Origin of the sequence: Paracoccus sp. Z118 (assembly GCF_019061185.1) — a bacterium.
In the GTDB taxonomy this organism is placed as follows: domain Bacteria; phylum Pseudomonadota; class Alphaproteobacteria; order Rhodobacterales; family Rhodobacteraceae; genus Paracoccus.
Genome location: NZ_JAHQZU010000004.1, coordinates 154,089 through 173,662 on the forward strand (window position 1 = coordinate 154,089; position 19,574 = coordinate 173,662).

19 protein-coding genes and 1 riboswitch are annotated in these 19,574 nt (G+C 69.7%); of the genes, 4 read left to right on the forward strand and 15 right to left on the reverse strand.

The features are described from left to right. Positions 1 to 56 precede the first annotated feature (56 nt). The 3 genes from KTN05_RS04785 to KTN05_RS04795 are packed head-to-tail and all read left to right on the forward strand — an operon-like array spanning position 57 to position 3,747. Positions 57 to 563, forward strand: coding sequence for a 2Fe-2S iron-sulfur cluster-binding protein (locus tag KTN05_RS04785; RefSeq protein ID WP_217328241.1), 507 nt, complete (start codon positions 57 to 59; stop codon positions 561 to 563). After that, a complete protein-coding gene (locus KTN05_RS04790) occupies positions 560 to 1,528 on the forward strand; it encodes a xanthine dehydrogenase family protein subunit M (RefSeq protein WP_217328242.1) in 969 nt (322 codons plus the stop codon). The genes KTN05_RS04785 and KTN05_RS04790 overlap by 4 nt, the downstream gene beginning before the upstream one ends. Beyond that, a complete protein-coding gene (locus KTN05_RS04795) occupies positions 1,528 to 3,747 on the forward strand; it encodes a xanthine dehydrogenase family protein molybdopterin-binding subunit (protein ID WP_254367988.1) in 2,220 nt (739 codons plus the stop codon). The genes KTN05_RS04790 and KTN05_RS04795 overlap by 1 nt, the downstream gene beginning before the upstream one ends. Before the next feature lie 3 nt (positions 3,748 to 3,750). On the opposite strand, the gene KTN05_RS04800 is transcribed toward KTN05_RS04795, so the two are convergent. From KTN05_RS04800 to thiD, 6 genes are all read right to left on the reverse strand, one after another. Next, positions 3,751 to 4,671: a ThiF family adenylyltransferase gene (locus KTN05_RS04800; protein ID WP_371823275.1), complete on the reverse strand. Its 921-nt coding sequence runs from the start codon at positions 4,669 to 4,671 to the stop codon at positions 3,751 to 3,753. Between the two features lie 89 nt (positions 4,672 to 4,760). Further along, positions 4,761 to 5,357, reverse strand: coding sequence for a thiamine phosphate synthase (locus KTN05_RS04805; RefSeq protein WP_217328244.1), 597 nt, complete (start codon positions 5,355 to 5,357; stop codon positions 4,761 to 4,763). Between the two features lie 83 nt (positions 5,358 to 5,440). Next, on the reverse strand, positions 5,441 to 6,205 hold the full coding sequence (locus KTN05_RS04810; protein ID WP_217328245.1) for a thiazole synthase: 765 nt from the start codon (positions 6,203 to 6,205) through the stop codon (positions 5,441 to 5,443). A gap of 1 nt (position 6,206) precedes the next feature. Beyond that, positions 6,207 to 6,404 carry a sulfur carrier protein ThiS gene (gene thiS, locus KTN05_RS04815; RefSeq protein WP_217328246.1) on the reverse strand — a complete coding sequence of 66 codons (198 nt, stop codon included), beginning with the start codon at positions 6,402 to 6,404 and terminating at the stop codon, positions 6,207 to 6,209. Then, positions 6,382 to 7,368 carry a glycine oxidase ThiO gene (thiO, locus tag KTN05_RS04820; RefSeq protein ID WP_217328247.1) on the reverse strand — a complete coding sequence of 329 codons (987 nt, stop codon included), beginning with the start codon at positions 7,366 to 7,368 and terminating at the stop codon, positions 6,382 to 6,384. The genes thiS and thiO overlap by 23 nt, the downstream gene beginning before the upstream one ends. Continuing rightward, entirely contained in the window at positions 7,365 to 8,159 is a 795-nt protein-coding gene (thiD, locus tag KTN05_RS04825; RefSeq protein ID WP_217328248.1) for a bifunctional hydroxymethylpyrimidine kinase/phosphomethylpyrimidine kinase, read from the reverse strand. The genes thiO and thiD overlap by 4 nt, the downstream gene beginning before the upstream one ends. Positions 8,160 to 8,210: 51 nt before the next feature. Beyond that, a riboswitch (TPP riboswitch) is annotated at positions 8,211 to 8,315 on the reverse strand. Positions 8,316 to 8,430: 115 nt separating this feature from the next. Here thiD and KTN05_RS04830 point away from each other — a divergent pair. Then, positions 8,431 to 9,255 (forward strand): universal stress protein, encoded by an 825-nt coding sequence (locus KTN05_RS04830; RefSeq protein WP_217328249.1) that lies wholly within the window; start codon positions 8,431 to 8,433, stop codon positions 9,253 to 9,255. Between the two features lie 367 nt (positions 9,256 to 9,622). Here the strand turns inward: KTN05_RS04830 and acnA are convergent, their stop codons facing one another. Genes acnA through KTN05_RS04875 form a run of 9 tightly spaced genes read right to left on the reverse strand, consistent with a single transcriptional unit; the run spans position 9,623 to position 19,569 of the window. Further along, entirely contained in the window at positions 9,623 to 12,196 is a 2,574-nt protein-coding gene (acnA, locus tag KTN05_RS04835) for an aconitate hydratase AcnA (protein ID WP_217328250.1), read from the reverse strand. A 3-nt stretch (positions 12,197 to 12,199) separates the two neighbouring features. Further along, positions 12,200 to 13,048, reverse strand: coding sequence for a GntR family transcriptional regulator (locus tag KTN05_RS04840; protein WP_254367989.1), 849 nt, complete (start codon positions 13,046 to 13,048; stop codon positions 12,200 to 12,202). Between the two features lie 41 nt (positions 13,049 to 13,089). Next, positions 13,090 to 14,589 (reverse strand): tripartite tricarboxylate transporter permease, encoded by a 1,500-nt coding sequence (locus tag KTN05_RS04845; protein WP_217328252.1) that lies wholly within the window; start codon positions 14,587 to 14,589, stop codon positions 13,090 to 13,092. A 7-nt stretch (positions 14,590 to 14,596) separates the two neighbouring features. Continuing rightward, positions 14,597 to 15,067, reverse strand: coding sequence for a tripartite tricarboxylate transporter TctB family protein (locus KTN05_RS04850; protein WP_217328253.1), 471 nt, complete (start codon positions 15,065 to 15,067; stop codon positions 14,597 to 14,599). Positions 15,068 to 15,119: 52 nt separating this feature from the next. Continuing rightward, the gene (locus tag KTN05_RS04855) at positions 15,120 to 16,166 is read right to left on the reverse strand and encodes a Bug family tripartite tricarboxylate transporter substrate binding protein (RefSeq protein ID WP_371823276.1); all 1,047 of its coding nucleotides are present in this window, start codon (positions 16,164 to 16,166) and stop codon (positions 15,120 to 15,122) included. 57 nt (positions 16,167 to 16,223) lie between these two features. Then, the gene (locus KTN05_RS04860) at positions 16,224 to 17,207 is read right to left on the reverse strand and encodes a branched-chain amino acid ABC transporter permease (RefSeq protein ID WP_217328255.1); all 984 of its coding nucleotides are present in this window, start codon (positions 17,205 to 17,207) and stop codon (positions 16,224 to 16,226) included. Position 17,208: 1 nt separating this feature from the next. After that, positions 17,209 to 18,096 (reverse strand): branched-chain amino acid ABC transporter permease, encoded by an 888-nt coding sequence (locus KTN05_RS04865; protein ID WP_217328256.1) that lies wholly within the window; start codon positions 18,094 to 18,096, stop codon positions 17,209 to 17,211. 1 nt (position 18,097) lies between these two features. After that, positions 18,098 to 18,799, reverse strand: coding sequence for an ABC transporter ATP-binding protein (locus tag KTN05_RS04870; RefSeq protein ID WP_217328257.1), 702 nt, complete (start codon positions 18,797 to 18,799; stop codon positions 18,098 to 18,100). Then, the gene (locus KTN05_RS04875) at positions 18,796 to 19,569 is read right to left on the reverse strand and encodes an ABC transporter ATP-binding protein (RefSeq protein ID WP_217328258.1); all 774 of its coding nucleotides are present in this window, start codon (positions 19,567 to 19,569) and stop codon (positions 18,796 to 18,798) included. Before KTN05_RS04875 ends, KTN05_RS04870 begins: the two co-directional genes overlap by 4 nt. Between the last annotated feature and the right edge of the window lie 5 nt (positions 19,570 to 19,574).

Consider the following 19,574-nt stretch of genomic DNA (forward strand, 5'->3'; position numbering starts at 1 on the left):
CCCTAGCACCCCCGGTTGTTCCCCCGCCAGCCACGCAGCCGACAAGGAGATCCGGGATGGATGTCACCCTGACCGTAAACGGCGCGCAGCACGACCTGCGGCTGGACGACCCGAGGGTCTCGCTGCTGGACGCGCTGCGCCAGCATCTGGACCTCAACGGAACCAAGAAGGGCTGCGACCATGGCCAATGCGGGGCCTGCACGGTGATCGTGAACGGGCGGCGGATCAACTCCTGCCTGTCGCTGGCGGTGATGCATGACGGCGACGAGATCACGACGATAGAGGGGATCGGCACGCCGGACGACCTCGCCCCCATGCAGCGCGCCTTCATCAGGCATGACGGCTTCCAGTGCGGCTATTGCACGCCCGGCCAGATCGTTTCCGCCACGGCCATGCTGGAGGAATTGCGGCAGGGCTGGCCGAGCCAGCTGTCCGACGACCTGAAGAACCCCGAACTCACCGACGAGGAAATCCGCGAGCGCATGTCGGGCAATATCTGCCGCTGCTCGTGCTATCCCAACATCGTGGATGCGATCCGCGAGACCGCGGAGGGCGCGGCATGAGACCCTTCGACTATACCCGCGCGCACGCGCCGGCCGATGCGGTCGGCGCCGAGGCCCGGATCATCGCCGGGGGCACGAACCTGCTGGACCTGATGAAGCTTCAGGTGGAAACGCCGGACCGCCTCATCGACATCAACCATGTCGGGCTGGACCGGGTGGAGCGCGACGGGGACGGGCTCAGGATCGGGGCGCTGGTGCGCAACTCGGACCTCGCCGCCGATCCGGCGGTTCGCGAGGGCTGGCCGCTGCTGTCCAAGGCGATCCTCGCCGGGGCGAGCGCGCAGATCCGCAACCGCGCGACGACCGGCGGCAACCTGATGCAGCGGACGCGCTGTTACTATTTCTACGACATCGACGCGCCCTGCAACAAGCGCGAGCCCGGCTCGGGCTGCGGCGCCATCGGCGGCAACAACCGCCAGCACGCGATCCTCGGCGCGTCGGACCATTGCATCGCCACCTATCCCGGCGACATGGCCGTGGCGATGAGTGCGCTGGACGCTGTGATCGAGGTCGAGGGTCCCGCCGGCAAGCGCGAGATCAGGGCCGCCGACTTCCATCGCCTGCCGGGAGACACCCCGCAGCGCGACAACGAGTTGCAATCCGGCGAGATGATCCTGTCGGTGCGCCTGCCCGCGCCGCTGGGCGGGCGGCAGATCTACCGCAAGGTGCGCGACCGCCGCTCCTACGCCTTCGCGCTGGTCTCCGTCGCCGCCGTGGTGGTGATGGAGGCGGGCCGCATGGCGACCGCTCGGCTCGCCTTCGGCGGCGTTGCCCACAAGCCGTGGCGGGTGCCGGCGGCGGAATCGCTGCTGACCGGCCAGCCGCCCTCGCCCGAGCTTTTCGACCGCGCCGCCGATGCCGTGCTGGCTGGCGCGAGGGGCCAGGGCCACAACGATTTCAAGATCCCGCTGCTGCGCCGCACTCTTGGTGCGGTGCTGGCCGAGGCCACGCAGGAGAGCAAGTGATGTCCGATCCGATTACCGTCTCGCTTTTCCACCGGATGAACTTCCGCGACGAGGAAAACCTGCTCGACCGCACGGTGCAGGGGGTCATCAGCACCCCGATGGACCGCCCCGAAGGCCCGCTGAAGGTCAGCGGCACAGCCACCTATGCCGACGAGGATCACCCGCCCGGCACGGTCTATGGCTGGCTGGTCCGCGCCACCATCACCAAGGGCTGGGTCGTCGGGCTGAACAGCCGCGCGTTGCGGCGGATGCCGGGTGTCCTCGCGGTGATCCGGGACGAGCGGATGATCCGCAACCCCGCGCAGGGCGGCGATGCCAAGTCGCCCTATCAGGGCCCGGCCGAGGTCTTCTACAAGGGCCAGCCCATCGCGCTGGTCGTGGCCGAGACGTTCGAGCAGGCCCGCGACGCCGCAACCGCCGCGCAGGCCGAATATCTGGACCGCAGCCACAAGGCCGTGATCGTTCCCGCCGAGGCGGAATACGAGACGCCGCGCGGGGAACAATCCTCGCAGGGCGATCTCGACCGCGCGATGCAGGAAGCGGCCTTCTCGGTCGATGTGGAATACACCACGCCCTCGATGAGCCACGCCTCGATGGAGCCGCACGCCGCCGTCGCCTGGTGGCAGGACGGCAGGCTGACCGTGCGCGGCAGCTATCAGATGCTGAACACCAACGCGCAGGAACTGGCGGATGCGCTGGGGGTCAGCCCGAAAAAGGTGCGCATCCTGTCGCAATATGTCGGCGGTGGTTTCGGCAGCAAGCTGGGCATCAGCCACGAAGCGGTGGGTGCCGCCATCGCCGCGCAGAAGCTGGGCCGCCCGGTCGCCGTCGCGCTGCACCGCAGGCAGGTGTTCGAGACGACCCACCGCCGCAGCGAAAGCCGCCAGCGCGTGCGGCTGGCCTGCGACGCCGAAGGCCGCATGACGGCCGTCGGTCACGAGGTCTGGGTGTCGAACCTGCCCGGCGAAAGCTTCAGTGAGCCGGTGACGCAGTCCACGCCGTTCACCTGGGCCGGCGAGAACCGCCTGATCGGCCACCATATCGGCCGGCTGAACCTGAACGGCGCCGGTTCGATGCGCGCGCCGGGCGAGGCGATCGGCGTGCCCGTCACGGAAGCCGCGATGGACGAGCTGGCCGAGGCCGCCGGCATCGACCCGGTGGAGTTCCGGCTGCGCAACATCCCCGAGGTGGACCCGTCCTCGGGCAAGCCCTTCAGCAACAACCGGCTGGCCGAGTGCATCCGCCGCGGGGCGGAGAAGTTCGGCTGGGCGGACCGCCCCAAGCAGCCCGGCAGCCGGCGCGAGGGCGAATGGCTGATCGGCATGGGCATGTCGGCGATCATCCGCGTCAACATGATGGGCCCCAGCACCGCGCGGGTTACGCTGAACCCCGACGGGACGGCGCTGGTCGAAACCGACATGACCGACATCGGCACCGGCAGCTATTCGATCCTGACCCAGATCGCGGCCGAGATGCTGGGGCTTCCCCCCGAGAAGGTGACGACGATGCTGGGCGACAGCGACCTGCCGCCGTCGATCGGCTCGGGCGGCTCGCGCGGGGCCGCGTCGTCGGGCACCTCGGTCATGCTGGCGGCCAAGGCGCTGCGCAAGAAGATCGCCGAGCGGATGGACTGCGACCCCGACGACCTGACGCTGAAGGACGGCACCGCCATCGCCGGCAACCGTCAGCGCAGCCTGTCCGACCTGCTGGCCGGCGACACGCTGGAGGGCACCGGCACGATCAAGCCGGGGCTGGCCGAGATGCACCACCGCCAGGCCTCGTGGGGGGCGGAGTTCTGCGAGGTCGCCGTCAGCAGCGTGACCGGTGAGGTCCATGTCCGCCGCCTGTCCGGCGTGTTCGCGGCCGGGCGCATCCTGAACGCCAAGACCGCGCGCTCGCAATGCCTCGGCGGGATGATCTTCGGCATCGGCCAGGCGCTGCACGAAAAGGTGGAAACCGACGCCCGCGACGGCAATTTCGTGAACCGCGATCTGGCCGAATACCACGTCCCCGCCAATCTCGACGTGCCGCATATCGACATCGAGCTGCTGATGGACGATCGCGACGCCTACGCCAACCCGATGCGGGCCAAGGGGATCGGCGAGCTTGCGACCTGCGGCACCGCCGCCGCGATCGTCAGCGCCATCGCGAACGCGACCGGGCACCGGTTCCGGCATTTCCCGGTGACGCTGGACAAGGTGCTGGAAAAGCTGGGCTGAGCCTCAGCCGGTGGCGATCAGCACGATGTCGGGATGGCGGCCTTCAAGGATGCGGGCCGCCCGCCACGCCCGCAGCCCGGACCGGCAGGCCAGCACCGCGCGGGCGCCGGGCGGCGGCAGGGGCGGATCGCCCGGATCGGCCCGGCGCGCCGCCGGATGGACGGGCACCGGCGCCTCGTCCTCGCCCCGCAGTTCCAGCACGAAGTCGCCCGCCGCGATCTCGCCCACGTCGATGAAGCGGAACCCGCTCTCAGGTTCGGGCGCGCCATCGAAGCGGAACCCGCCCCAGCGCAGCCCCGCGCCCAGCGTGACGATCTGCCCAAGCGGCGAGGGCGTCAGCCCCAGCAGCACCGACAGCGCCATCTGCGCCTGCATGGTTCCCAGCATCCCCACGACCGGCCCGAGCACCCCCGCCGTCGCACAGGTCGCCGCCCGGTCGGGCAAATCGGGAAACACCGCCCGCAAGCTCGGCGCTCCGCCACAGAAGCCGCCGCAATAGCCCTCCAGCCCCAGCGCCGAGGCCGAGATCAGCGGCACCCCCGCCGCAAGGCAGGCGTCCGAAAGCATGTAGCTGACCGCGAAACTGTCGGCGCAATCCAGCACCACGTCACGGCCTGCGACCAGCGCCGGGGCGTTCGCGGGCGTGACCACGGCCTCAACCGCTTCCACCGCGACATCGGGATCGAGCGCCGCGACGAACTCCCCCGCCGAGGCCGCCTTGCCGGCCCCCACGCGCCCGGCATGGATCGGCTGCCGGTGCAGGTTCCCGACCTCGACGACGTCGGTATCGACGATGGTCAGCGCCCCGACCCCCGCCCCCGTCAGATACATGATCGCCGGCGAGCCAAGCCCGCCCGCCCCCACGATCAGGACGCGGGCCGCGCGCAGCCTCGCCTGCCCGACCTCACCGACCTCGGGCAGCACGATCTGCCGCTCGTGACGGTTTCTTCTTCGCGGAAGTATCCCACGGGGGTCCGGGGGTGTGAAACCCCCGCCTTGGGGCGCTCCGCCGCTCATGCCGTGACCCGCAGCCAGTCGCGCATCCGCGTCTCGGGATCGGAATGAAGCGTGATGTCCGTCACGGCCGACACCATGTCGGCGCCTGCGGCGAGCGCGGCTTCCGCCCGCTCGACCGTCACCCCGCCGATGGCGACCAGCGGCACGTCGCCCACGCGGCGTTTCCAGTCCGTCACCCGCTCCAGCCCCTGCGGGGCCCACGGCATCTTCTTCAGGATCGTCGGCCAGACCGGCCCGAGCGCGACGTAATCCGGGCGCACCGACAGCGCGCGCTCCAGTTCGGCGTCGTCGTGGGTCGAGACGCCCAGCCGCAGCCCGGCGGCGCGGATCGCGGGCAGGTCGGCGCTGTCCAGATCCTCCTGCCCCAGATGCAGCCAGTCGCAGCCAAGCTCGATGGCGAGCCGCCAGTGGTCGTTGACGACGAGGATCGCGCCGGCGTTCCGGGTGAGGTCGCGGGCGCGGGCGATCTCGGCCCGCAGCGCCGCCTCATCCGCGTCCTTGATGCGGAGCTGCACCATGCGGACGCCGACGGACAGGGCGCGCCCGATCCAGTCGGCGCTGTCGAAGACCGGGTAGAAGCGGGGCAGGGTCATCGGGCGGCTTTCGCGATCGGCGCCGGGCCGGGGGTTTTCCACCCCCGGAACCCCCGGAGGATATTTCCGCGAAGAAGAAAGGTTCATGAGAGGAACGCCTTGCCGATCACGGGGGTGGAGGGGACGGCCATCTCGCGCGGCTCCATCGGGTCGGCGAGGAAGGCGGCGCGGCCCGCCTCGGCCGCCTGCGCCATCGCGCGGGCCATCGCTGCCGGGTCGCCCGCCTTGGCCACGGCGGTGTTCAGCAGGACGGCGTCGAAACCCAGTTCCATCGCCGCCGCCGCGTGGCTGGGCAGGCCGATCCCCGCATCCACGACCAGCGGCACGTCGGGAAAGGCCGCCCGCAGCGCCTTCAGCCCGTGCGGGTTGCTCAGGCCGAGTCCCGAGCCGATCGGCGCGCCCCACGGCATCAGCACCTCGCAGCCGGCGTCGAGCAGACGGCCGCAGACCGACAGATCCTCGGTGCAGTAGGGGAAGACCTTGAAGCCGTCTTCCGTCAGCGCGCGGGCGGCCTCGACCAGCTGGAAGACGTCCGGGGCGAGCAGGTCGGTGTGGCCGATCACCTCGAGCTTGATCCAGTCGGTGCCGAGCAGCTCGCGTGCCATCCGCGCGGTGGTGATCGCCTCGCGCGCGCTGTGGCAGCCGGCGGTGTTCGGCAGCAGGGGGACACCCAGCTCCTCCATCAGCCGCAGGAAGTCCTGCCCGCCGCCCGCCTCGCGGCGCAGGCTGACGGTGGCGATGCCGGCGCCCGAGGCGCGGAAGGCCTCGGCGAGGATCGCCGGGCTGGGATACTGCGCCGTGCCCAGCATCAGGGGCGAGGCGATTTCCGTGCCGTAGAAGACCGGCATCTCAGCCGCCCTGCATCGGGGCGACGATTTCCAGCGCGTCGCCGGGGGTGACGGGCGTGGCATCGCGCGCGGCGGCGGGCACGAAGGCGCCGTTCAGCGCGGTCGCCACGCGCGCCTCGGCCATGTCCAGCGCGGCCAGCGCCTCGGCCACCGTTGCCGCCTCGATCTCGCGCGGCTCACCGTTGATCGTCAGTTTCATGCCAGAACTCCCCCTTGGTGCCGTTCTCGATATGGTCGGCGATCTGCCGGGCGACGGCGGGCGCCAGCAGATAGCCGTGGCGGTAAAGGCCATTGGCGTAGAGGCGGTCCCCGGCCCGGCCGATCCTCGGCAGGTTGTCGGGGAAAGCCGGGCGGGCGTCGGCGCCGAGCTCGACGATCTCGGCCTCGCCGAAGGCCGGGTGCAGGGCGAAGGCGGCCGACAGCAGTTCCATGACCGAGCGGGCGGTGACCACCCCGCGCCGGTCGCTTTCGATCATCGTCGCGCCCAGCATGAAGACGCCGCCGCCGCGCGGGACGATGTAGATCGGCACACGCGGGTGCAGCAGCCGCACCGGGCGCGACAGCACCACATCGGGGCAGCGCAGCACCAGCATCTCGCCCCGGACGCCGCGCAGGTCCGGCACCGCATCGCGGGCGGCGAGGCCGCGGCAGTCGATGATCTCGCCCGCCGTTGGCGCATTCGGCTGCGCGGTGATGCCCTGCGCGGCGAGGCGTTGCTGCAACGCCTGCATTGCGCGGCGGGGGTCGAGATGCGCCTCGCGCCCGAAGAACAGGGCGCGGTCGAAGCGGCCGGCGAGGTCGGGCTCCAGCTCCGCGATGCGGGTGCCGTCGATCTGCTCGCAACCTTCCGTGCGGCGGGCGAAGCGGTCCAGTTCGCGCCGGTCCCGGCCCAGAGCGACGACGAGCGTTCCGTTGCGGACCACGCTGCCGGCGTTCTTTTCCCACCAGCCGATGGCGCCCTGGCCGTGGCGGAGGACGGCTTCCTCGGCGCTCTCGAACTCGCACCAGGGGGCGAGCATCCCGCCCGCCCACCACGAGCAGCCATGTGTGCCCGGCCCGCCCGCGGGATCGACCAGCGTGATCGGCACGCCCCGCGCGGCGAGTTCGGTGGCGACGGCGAGGCCCATGACACCGGCGCCGAGGATGATCTTCGGCGCGCTCATGCCGGCCACCAGTGGTGGAAGTGATGCACCGGGCCGTGGCCCGCGCCGATGGTCAGCCGGTCGGCGGCGACGATTGCGCCGTGCAGCCAGCCATGGGCGGCCGACACGGCCTCGGGCACGGACATGCCCTTCGCCAGACCTGCCGCGATGCCCGACGACAGCGAGCAGCCGGTGCCGTGGGTGTTGCGGGTGAGGATGCGCGGCGCGGAGAAGTCATGCCGCGCCGGGCCGATCAGGCGGTCGGTGCAGATCGCGCCTTCGGCATGGCCGCCCTTCATCAGCACCCATTCGGCCCCCATCGCCCGCAACGCCTGGCCCTGAGCGACGGCTTCGCCCTCGTCGGTGACGGGCCTGCGGCCGAGAAGGCGGGCGGCTTCGGGCAGGTTCGGGGTCAGGACAGTCGCGAGCGGCATGAGATGGTCCTGCAGCGCCGCGATGGCCGGTTCGTTGACCAGCAGGTCGCCGGTCTTGGCGACCATCACGGGGTCGAGGACCAGCGGCAGGCCCTTGCCCCGCAGCGCGTCCGCCACCGCCAGCGTTGCGTCCGCCGTGCCGAGCATCCCGATCTTGACCGCGCGTACGTCCAGATCGTCCAGCACCGCCCCGATCTGGGCGCGGATCATCGCGGGCGAGACGGCTTCGACCATCGTCACGGCGCGGGTGTTCTGCGCGGTGATCGCGGTCAGCACGCTCGCGCCATAGACGCCGAGCGCCGAGAAGGTCTTGAGGTCGGCCTGGATGCCGGCCCCGCCGCCGCTGTCCGATCCCGCAATGGTCAGCGCAATCGCCATGTCTTCCCCCACAAGAGAGGCCACGCATGTGCGAAGGGGGGGAACCGCGGCAAAGCGGATTGGCCCGTTCCCTACGCCGGCATGACCCGGATCAGGTTCGGTGGGTGCTGTGCCTTGCACATCTCAGCCCCGCGCGGGGCGCCCCAACGAGCGTTCAGGGGAGCCTAGCCGTGCGGAGGCGGGCCTGCAAGCCCGTGCGGCGGGCGGCGCCGTTGCGGTCGGCTTCGACATGCGCCAATCTTGCGGCGTCTCGCCCTCAGCAGGAGCCGCCATGACCATCCGAAGCATCCTCACGACCTATGTCGATAATGGTGGCGGGGACAGCGCCACGCGGATGGCGATCCAGATGGCGCAGAAATACGACGCGCACCTGACCGCCGCCGTCTGGCAACCGCCGAACCCGCTGCGCGCCCGCGCCGGCCGCATGATGACGCGCGAGATCGACGAAGTGCTGGACCGGGCACGAGCCGAGTTCGTGCGCGAACGCCGCGACGCCTTCATGGAGCGGGCGGCTGCGGCCGGGGTGCAGGACCGCGCCGCGTTCCTCGATCTGACTGCGCGGCGGGGGCAGAGCATTTCCGAGGTAGCGCGCGGCCACGATGTCGTCGTGATGGGCGGCGGCCCCGATGTCGGCGAGGGCGACCGCTTCGGCGTGCGCCCCGATGTCGTCGCCCTGCGCAGCGGCCGTCCGGTCCTGCTGGTGCAGCCGGGCTACGCCGCCGAGCGGATCGTGGAGACTGCGGTGGTGGCGTGGGACGGCAAGCGCGCGGCGGCGCGGGCGCTGGGGGATGCGATGCACATCCTCGGCACGAAGGAGCGCGTGATGCTGCTGGCGATCGGCGAGGGGCAGGCGCCCGCGCATCTGGACGCGACGCTGCGACTTCTGTCGCTGCACGGGATCGACGCGCAGGCGGAGCTTCATCCCGAGGGGCCGGGCGGAATCGGGCAGACGATCCTCGACGCCTGCGCGCGGCAGCAGGCGGGGCTGCTGGTGATGGGGGCCTACGAGCACAGCAAGTTCTCCGAGGACCTGCTGGGCGGCGTGACCCGGCATATCCTGGAGAACGCGAACCTTCCGGTGCTGATGTCGCATTGAGCGGGGGGCCGTTCCGCTCGAATCCGTCGTGAGTAGTGCGTGAGCAACCGAACGCGGTTGACCGCCCGATTGAGTGGTCATCCGGGCTGACCTTCGCCCGCGACACCGCTTGGTCCCGACCAGTGCTGAACACGGCCATGCAGTTCCCCCGGTCCGCCCAAAGCGGACCGGGGCGCGCCCGCACGCCCCTTGGCGGGCGCGTTCGCGCCCACCCGTGCGGGCGCGTCCCTCTGTCGTGCTGGCCTTGATGGACCGCCCGGAAACGGACTCGTGGCCCGTTTCCTCTAGCGGGAATGCACCGGTGGCCGTGTGACGAGCCGCCGCAACAGGCGGCAGTGTCGCCCTCAAGCCGCGATTGCCAGGCTCCCTAACGCCTCCCCGCCATCAGCCGCTTCAGGATCAGCGGCAGCAGCCCGGCCTGGCGCAGCGTCTCGACCTCCAGCGTCGTCTCGATCGCGGCGGTGGCGGTGAACGCCTCGCTGCGGCCATCCGCGCGGGTGATGCGCACGGGCACTTCGCTGCGCGGGGCGATGCGGGCGGGGTCGGCGTCGATATGGATCAGGTCATCCACGCTCAGCCGCAGCGTGTCGGGCGATACCCCCGCCGGCAGGCGCAGCGGCAGGACGCCCATGCCGATCAGGTTGGCGCGGTGGATGCGCTCGAAGCTGACCGCCAGCACCGCGCGCGCGCCCAGCAGCGCCGCGCCCTTGGCGGCCCAGTCGCGGGACGAACCCATGCCGTAGCGTTCCCCCGCGACGATCACGACCGGCTCCCCCGCCCCGCTATACCGCGCCGCCGCCTGATACAGCGGCAGCGTCTCGCCATCCGGCAGGATCGTGGCGCCGGGCGGGATGCCGTCCGCCAGCAGGTTGCGGACGTTGCGGTTGGTGTAGAGGCCGCGCAGCATCACCTCCCAGTTGCCCCGGCGCGAGGAGAAGACGTTGAGATCGCGCGGGTTCTCGCCGCGTTCGGTCAGCCATTGGCCCGCGTCGCCCGCCGCCGGGATCGCCCCGGCGGGCGAGATGTGGTCGGTGGTGATGTCGTCGCCCAGCACCAGCAGCGGGCGGGCGATGTAGCTGCCCAGCCGCGTGCCCTCGCCGAAGGCTGCAAAGGGCGGGCGGCGGATATAGGTGGACGCCTCGTCCCACGGGAACAGCGGCGTCGTCGGCGCGTCGAGATCGGCCCAGAGGCGGCTCGCCTCGGCCTCGCCATAGGCCTGCGCGAAGTCGCCGGGGTCGATGGCGGCGGCCAGCGCGGCATCGATCTCGGCCCCGGTGGGCCATAGGTCGGACAGCCGCACGCCCGGCGCGATTTCGTCGCGCAGGATGTCGCGTTCGACGTCGCCCGCTAAGGCGAAGGCCACGACCAGCGGCGGCGAGGCGAGAAAGCCCGCCTCAAGCTGCGGATGCACGCGGCCGGGGAAGTTGCGGTTGCCGGACAGGACCGCCGTTTGCAGCCGCCCTTCCGCCATCGCTTCCTGCGAGAGCGGGGTCAGGTCGCCGGAGTTGCCGATGCAGGTCGTGCAGCCGAAGCCGACGATGCCGAAGCCGACCGCCTCCAGATCGGGCAGCAGGCCCGAGCGGCGCAGATAGCGTTCCGCGGTGGGCGAGCCGGGCGCGAGCGAGGTCTTGACCCATGCGGGCGGCGTCAGCCCCCGCTCGCGCGCCTTGCGGGCGACCAGCCCGGCGGCGATCAGCAGGCGCGGGTCGGTGGTGTTGGTGCAGCTGGTGATGGCGGCGATGGCGACCGCCCCGTCGGGCACCTCGTCCGCTGGGAACTGGCGGGGGGCGCCGCCGCGCACTTCGGCGGCACCTGCCGCGATGGCCGAGGCGGGCAGGCGGTCCTGCGGGCGGCGGGGGCCGGCGACGCTGACTTCGACCGTGGACAGGTCCAGTTCGACGATCTGCGAGAAGATCGGGATTTCCTCGGGGTCGAACCACAAGCCTTGGCGGCGGCAGTAGGTTTCCACCCGCTCGATCAATTCCGGCTTGCGCCCCGTGGCGGCGAGATAATCCAGCACCCCCCGATCCACCGGGAAGAAGCCGGTATTGCCGCCGAACTCGGGCGTCATGTTGGCGATCACCGCGCGGTCCCCGGCGGACAGCGTGGACAGGCCGGGCCCGAAGAACTCGACGAAGCGGTCGGATAGGTCGATCCGGCGCAGATGCTCGGTCACGGTCAATGCGAGGTCGGTGGCGGTCACGCCCTCGCGCAAGCGCCCGGTCAGCCGCATCCCCACGACATCCGGCACGCGCAGCATCACCGGCATCCCGAAGAACACGCTCTCCGCCTCGATCCCGCCGACGCCCCATGCCAGAACGCCGATGCCGTTGATCATCGGCGTGTGGCTGTCGGTGCCGATCATCGCGTCGGGCATCAGCCAGCCGTCGCGTGCTTCGACCACCGTAGCCAGCCGTTCGAGGTTCAGCGTGTGCATGATCCCGGTGCCCGGCGGATGCACGCGGAACTGGTCCAGCGTGGCCGTCGCCCATTTCATGAACCGATACCGCTCGCCGTTCCGCCGGTATTCGTTCGCCAGATTGCGCTGCATCGCGCCCGGCCCGCCGAAGAAATCCACCGCGAGCGAGTGGTCGGTGGACACGTCCACCGGCAGCACCGGATTAAGCAGCTTCGGATCGAACCCCGCCTCGGCCAGCGTCGAGCGCATCCCGGCGATGTCCACCAGCGCCGGGCCGCAGGTCGTGTCGTGCATCAGGACGCGCACCGGCAGGAACGGGATCTCCGCCTCAGACGGGCCGTCCAGCGCCGCGAGGATTGCGCGCCGCGCCGCCGCCGCATCATCTCCGCCCGCGCGCAGGACGTTCTCCAGCAGGATTCGGTGGATATGCGGCATCCGGTGCAGCCGCCCATCGGCAGCGGCGGGCAGGTCGATGATCCGGTGGCTTTTGCCACCGATGGTCAGTTCAGTCGTGAAATCCATCGGTCATTCCTGTCCGAGCGCCGCGGCCTTGGATCGCCCGGCGCCGGACACATGGGTGAACATGAAATCGGCCGCCTCGCGCATCCGGCCCGACTCGATCAGGTCGAGAAGCTGGATATGCTCCCGCACCTGCTGCGGCAGGCGCGAGCGGTCGGCGGTGATGCGGTATTCGATCAGCCGCCGCAGCCGGTTGATCCGCAGCACCGCGTCCAGGAAGAACGCGTTGTTGGCGCAGCGGATCAGCATCTCGTGGAAGTCGATGTTCCGGGTGAAGATTTCAACCCGGCTCTCGTGCATGTAGCTGGTCAGCAGCGCCGTCTGCCGCTGCCGCGCGGCGGCGAACGCCTCGGGGTCGGGGCGGAAGCTGGGCAGCAGCAGCGCCTCGCGCTCGATCACCGCGCGGAAGGCGTAGGATTCGGCATAGGCATCGGCCGAGGTCAGGGTCTCGCGGAACTGCCAGCCATTGCCGGGCAGCCGCTCGATCCAGCCTTCGGATTCGATGAGCTGCAGCAGCGCCCGCATCCGCCCCCGCGGCAGGTCGTAATGGCGCATGAACTCGCTCTCGCTCAGGCGGTCGGGCAGGCGCGCGGCCAGCCGATCCTCGGCGATGCGGAAATAGGCGGCGTCCTCGGCGTCCATGTCCGGCTTCGGCTCGGGCAGGTCGGCGGCGTCCCGATTGAGGAAGAAGCCCCGGTTCTCCTCGGACCGGACCAGCCCCCGCCGCTCGAGCTCGCGCAGGGCGCTGACCACGGGCGAGCGCGAGACGCGAAGCTGCGCGGCAAGCCGCTGCGCGGGCAGGTGCTGGCCGGCTTCCATGCCCTCGGCGCGGGCATGGTCGAGAATCTGGGTCATGATCCGGGGGGCGAGACTCTGGCGGGCCATGCGCGTTCGGGTCAGTCCTCTTCCGCCCGGAAGCGGGCGAGGCCGCGGAACACGAACGGGGCGATCAGCGCCACGGTCGCGATGACGATCATCGTGGCCGAGCCGGGGTGCTGCAGCAGCACCATCGGATCACCAAGGCTCATCTGCAACGCCCGCCGCAACTGGCTGTCCGCCATCGGCCCGAGGATCAGCCCCACGACCACCGGCGCGATGGGGTAGTCGTATCGTCGCATGATGAAGCCGAGGGCGCCGAAGGCCGAGAGCACCAGCAGTTCCACCACCGAGGGGTTGGCGGCGATCGTGCCCATCGTGGCGAAGACGAGGATGCCGCCATAAAGCCACGGCAGCGGGATCTTGAGAAGCTGCACCCACAGCCCGACCAGCGGCAGGTTCAGCACCAGCAGCATCACGTTGGCGATGAACAGCGAGGCGATCAGTGCCCAGACCAGATCGGCGTGCTGGACGAACAGCAGGGGCCCCGGCTGGATGTTGTATTGCTGGAACCCCGCCAGCATCACCGCCGCCGTGGCCGAGGTCGGCAGGCCCAGCGTCAGCAGCGGCACCAGCGAGCCGGCGGCGGATGCGTTATTCGCCGCCTCCGGCCCCGCCACGCCTTCGATGGCGCCGTGGCCGAACTCCTCGGGGTGCTTCGACAGCTTCCGCTCGGTCGTGTAGCTGAGGAAGGTCGGGATCTCGGCCCCGCCCGCCGGCAGCGCGCCGATGGGAAAGCCGATGCCCGCGCCGCGCAGCCACGGTTTCCATGAGCGCGCCCAGTCCTTGCGCGTCATCCAGATCGAGCCGGAGATCGGTATCGGCTTTTCCGGCGCGTAGAAGTGGCGCGAGGCGACGAACAGCGCCTCGCCGATGGCAAAGAGGCCCACGGCCAGCGTCGTGACCTCGATCCCGTCGAAGAGGTTGGGAACGCCGAAAGCCAACCGGGTCTGCCCGGTCAGCTGGTCGATGCCGATCAGGCCGAGCCACAGGCCGATGGCGAGGCTGGTCAGCCCGCGCAGCGGCGACGATCCGAACGTCGCCGAGACGGTGACGAAGGCGATCAGCATCAGCCCGAAATAGTCCCACGGCCCGAACTTCACCGCGATCTTGACGAGGATCGGGGCGAGGAACGCCAGCCCCGCCGTGGCGATCAGCGCCGCCACGAACGAGCCGATGGCGGCGGTCGCCAGCGCCGGGCCGCCGCGGCCCTTGCGGGCCATCTTGTTGCCCTCCAGCGCGGTGACGACCGATGCCGCCTCGCCGGGCGTGTTCAGCAGGATGGCGGTGGTCGAGCCGCCATACATCCCGCCGTAATAGATGCCCGCGAACATGATGAGCGAGCCGCCGGGGTCCATCTTGAACGTGACCGGTAGCAGCAGCGCCACGGTCAGCGCCGGGCCGATGCCGGGCAGCACGCCGACGGCGGTGCCCAGCAGAACGCCGATGGCGGCGAAGGCGAGGTTCATCGGCGCAATGGCCAGGGCGAACCCGTCGAAAAGCTGGATCAGCGCGTCCATATGACCCTCAGAACAGCCGTTCGAGCGGCCCGGAGGGCAGCGACAGCTTCAGCAGCTTGTTGAAGAGAAGGAAGATCATCAGCGACAGCCCGAAGCCGATGGCCAGATCGAACGGCAGCGCCCGGCGGCCGAAGGCCCGCGCGGTCAGCGCGAAGAGCAGCGTCGAGCCGAGGATGAAGCCGAGGCCGATCCAGATCGATCCGACCAGCCCGCCCATGGCCAGCGCGATCCACATCACCGCGCCCCAGTCGGTTTCGCCGGCGTCGATGCCGGGCTTCATGGCGGCGAACACATGCCCCACCCCAAGCGCGGCGATGAAGGCGGCCACGAAATAGGACGCGGCGTCGGCGCCCATCCCATAGGTGGCGCGGATGGACATGCTGCGCGCGTCGAACCACGTCACCGCGGCCAGCGCGAACAGGCCCAGCCCGATATAGAGCGTGGGGCGATGGATGCCGCTTGAGGCGGGCAGAGGCATGGTGGTTCCCTCGGGTTGGAAGGGGCGGGGGTCTGATCCCCCGCCCGGATCGTCACTCGGCCAGGCCGATGGAGCGCAGGACGTCGCCCACGCGCTCGTTCTCGGACGCGATGAACGTCTCGAACTCGTCCGCCGGGGCGTAGTAGTCGGTCCAGCCGCGGGCGGTCAGGACTTCCTGCCATTCGGGCGACTTCACCGTATTCTCGATGGCGGCCGAGAAGGCCTGCTTCGTCTCGTCCGAGATCTCCGGTCCGGCGAAGATGCCGCGCCAGTTGACCAGTTCGACATCGACGCCCTGCGCCTTGAGCGGCTGCGCGTCGATCCCTTCGATCGGCTCGGGGTAGGAGATGGCGAGCGCGCGCAGGTCGCCGGATTCGATCTGGCCCTGCCATTCGCCGTAGCCGGAAATCCCCGCCGTGACCTGCCCGCCCAGCATGGCGGCCAGCGCCTCGCCGCCGCCGGAATAGGCGACGTAGTTGACCTTCGACGGATCGGCGCCCGCCGCCTGGGTGATGAGCGCGGCAAGGATGTGGTCCGCGCCGCCCGCCGAGCCGCCGGCCCAGATGGTGTTGGCGACGTCCGACTGGATCGCGGCGGTCAGGTCGGCCAGCGTCTGGTGGGGCGAGTTCGCGGGCACCACCACGACCAGCGGATCGCCTGTGAGGCGGGCGATGGGGGTCACGTCGGACAGGCTGACCGGGGCCTTGTTGGTCAGGATCGCGCCGACCATCGTGATCCCGCCGACCAGCATCTGGTCATCGGAGCCGCGCGCGTTCTGCACGAACTGCGCCAGACCCACGGTGCCGCCCGCGCCGGGCACGTTCTGGACCTGAACGCTCTTGGCGTTGCCGGTCCTGACCATCGTGTCCTGAAGCGCCCGCGCCGCCGCGTCCCAGCCGCCGCCTGCGCCCGCGGGGGCGATGATGGTCAGCTCCAAGTCCTGTGCGACGACTGGCGCCGCTGCGGTGAAGAGCGCCACGGCGGCCGCGGCCAGTCTGGTCGAAAAGAAAGACATGAGTTCCTCCCCAAGATGTCTTGTGCGGGAAGATTGCTCGATGGTCCCATAAAGTGCAATATTTTTGTGATGGCCATCGGGCATGAAAAAACCGGGCGGCCCGTGGGGACCGCCCGGTGTTGGTTTGATCCGGCGAACGGATCAGCGCAGGCCGATCATCCGGCCGAGTTTCGAGTCGGCAAGCTCGCCCACGAGGCCGCGGCGGAACAGCAGCACGCAGATCATGAACACGAGGCCGGTGATGACCGTCACCGGGATGTTCGAGGTCGCGAGGAAGTTCTGCAGGGCAATGATGACGCCCGCGCCGACGATGGGACCGGCCATGGTGCCGATGCCGCCCAGCAGCGTCATCAGGATCACCTCGCCCGACATCTGCCACTGCACGTCGGTCAGCGTGGCGAACTGCATCACCAGCGCCTTCACCCCGCCGGCAAGCCCGGTGAAGGCCGCCGACATGACGAAGGCCGCCAGCTTGTAGTTGGCCACCGAGTAGCCGAGCGAGATCGCCCGCTGCTCGTTTTCCCGGATCGCCTTCAGGATCATGCCGAAGGGCGAGTTCACGATCCGCCAGATGCAGAACAGCCCCAGCGCGAACACCGCCGCCACGAAGAAATACATGTTCATCGTGTCGTTCAGGTTGATGAAACCGAACAGCGACCCGCGCGGCACGGACTGGATGCCGTCCTCGCCATGGGTGAAGGGCGCCTGCAGGCAGAAGAAGAAGAACATCTGCGACAGCGCCAGCGTGATCATGGCGAAGTAGATGCCCTGCCGGCGGATGGCGATGGCCCCCATGATCAGCCCCAGCACGACCGCGCCAGCGACCCCCAGCAGGATCGCGAGTTCCGGCGACCACCCCCAGACCTTCGCCGCATGGGCGGTGAAATAGGCCGCGCCGCCGAAGAACGCGGCGTGGCCGAAGGACAGCAGCCCGGTGTAGCCCAGCAGCAGGTTGAACGCCGCCGCGAACAGCCCGAAGCACAGCAGCTTCATCAGGAACACGGGATACAGGAAGAACGGCGCCAGGATCAGCAGCGCCAGCCCGATCACCACCAGGATCACGCCGGAGCGGCTGCGCTGCGCCTCCGCGGAAGCCGCGGGGGCCGCTTGGGTATTGTTGGCCATCTCAGGCTTCCTTTCCGAACAGGCCCGCGGGGCGCAGGATCAGCACGATCGCCATGATGACGAAGATCACGATGTTCGACGCCTCGGGATAGAACACCTTGGTCAGCCCCTCGGCGACGCCCAGCAGATAGCCTGTGACGATGGCGCCCATGATGGACCCCATGCCGCCGACCACGACCACCGCGAACACCACGATGATGAGGTTCGTCCCCATCAGCGGCGAGACCTGGTAGATCGGCGCCGCCAGCACCCCCGCCAGCCCCGCCAGCCCCGCGCCGAGCGCGTAGGTCAGCGTCAGCAGCATCGGGACGTTGATCCCGAAGCTCTGCACCAGCGTCGGGTTCTCGGTCGCGGCGCGCAGCTTCGCGCCGAGCTGGGTCTTCTCGATCAGCGCCCAGACGGCGATACAGACCACGAGCGAGAAGACGATCACCCAGCCGCGATAGATCGGCAGGAACATGAAGCCGAGATTCATCCCGCCGGTCAGCGCGGCGGGCGGCGCGTAGGGCTGGCCCGAGGCGCCGAACTGCCACCGGAACAGCCCTTCCAGCGTCAGGGCGAGGCCGAAGGTGAACAGCAGGCCGTAAAGATGGTCCAGCTTGTAGAGCCGCGACAGCATCGACCGCTCGATCAGCGCGCCGAAAAGGCCGACGACCAGCGGCGCGAGGATCAGCGCGAACCAGTAGTTGAGGCCGAACCAGTTCAGCGCCAGCAGCGCGACGAACGCGCCCAGCATGTATTGCGCCCCGTGGGCGAAGTTGATGACCCGCAGCAGGCCGAAGATCACGGCGAGGCCGAGCGACAGCAGCGCGTAGAACGAGCCGTTGATAAGCCCGACCAGCAACTGCCCCATCAGCGCCTGGATCGGGACTCCGAACACCATCGTCATGTCAGACCCCCAGCGTTTCGTGCAGCATGTCCATGCGGGCGGCCAGTTCGCCCACAGGGAATTCATGGCTCATCTGTCCATGGTCCATCACATAGAACCTGTCCGCGACCTTCGCGGCGAAGCGGAAGTTCTGTTCCACCAGCACCACCGTCATCCCGCGCTTGCGCAGCTCGCGCAGCACCTCGCCGATGGCGTCGATGATGACCGGGGCCAGCCCTTCGGTCGGCTCGTCCAGCAGCAGCGTCGTGGCGCCCGTGCGCAGGATGCGGGCCATCGCCAGCATCTGCTGCTCGCCGCCCGACAGCTTGGTGCCGGGGCTGCGCCTGCGTTCCTCGAGGTTGGGGAACAGGCGGTAGATCTCGTCCACCGTCATCCCGCCGCTTGCGATCTGCGGCGGCAGCATAAGGTTTTCCTCGACCGTGAGGGTCGCGAAGATGCCGCGTTCCTCGGGGACATAGCCGATTCCGGCGCGGGCGGTGCGGTGCAGCGCCATCGCCATCAGGTCCTGCCCGCCAAGGGTGATGCGCCCCTCGCGCTTGCGGACGATCCCCATGATCGAGCGGAGCGTCGTCGTCTTGCCCATGCCGTTGCGGCCGAGGATGCAGACGGTTTCGCCCTTGTTCACATGCATGTTGACGCCATGCAGCACGTGGCTTTCGCCATACCAGGCGTGCAGGTCCCGGACTTCCAGAAGCGCCGTCATGCCTCGGATCCCATATAGGCCGTCCGCACGCGCGGATCGGCGGCCACAGTGGCGTAATCGCCCTCGGCGAGGATCTCGCCGCGCTGAAGCACCGTGACGTGGTGGCAGATGTCGGCCACGACCGACAGGTTGTGTTCGACCATCAGCACCGCCCGGTGGCGGGCGACCTCGCGGATGATGTTGGCGACCATGTGCACGTCCTCGTGCCCCATGCCGGCCATCGGCTCGTCCAGCAGCAGCACCTCGGGGTCGAGGGCGAGGGTCGTCGCGATCTCCAGCACGCGCTTGCGGCCATAGGACAGATCGCCCGCGCGGGTATCGCGATACTGGGTAAGCCCCAGATCCTCCAGCAGCAGATCGGCGCGCTCGTTCAGCTTGTCGAGCAGGCTCACCGGGCGCCAGAACTGGACATGCAGTCCGACCGGGCGCTGAAGGGCCACGCGGACGTTTTCCAGCACGGTCAGGTTCGGGAACACCGCCGAGATCTGGAACGAACGGACCAGCCCCATCCGCGCGACGATGTCGGGCCGGGTGCCGGTGATGTCGTTGCCCAGCAGCGTGATCTGCCCGCGCGTGGGTTGCAGGAACTTCGTGAGCAGGTTGAAGACGGTGGTCTTGCCGGCCCCGTTGGGACCGATCAGCGCGTGGATGCGGGCGTGGTGGACGTCGAGGTTCACGTCGTTGACCGCCGTGAACCCCATGAAGTCCTTGCCCAGACCCCGGGCGGTAAGCACCACCCGGGATTCGGTATCTGTTGCGACTTGGGTCATGCGTT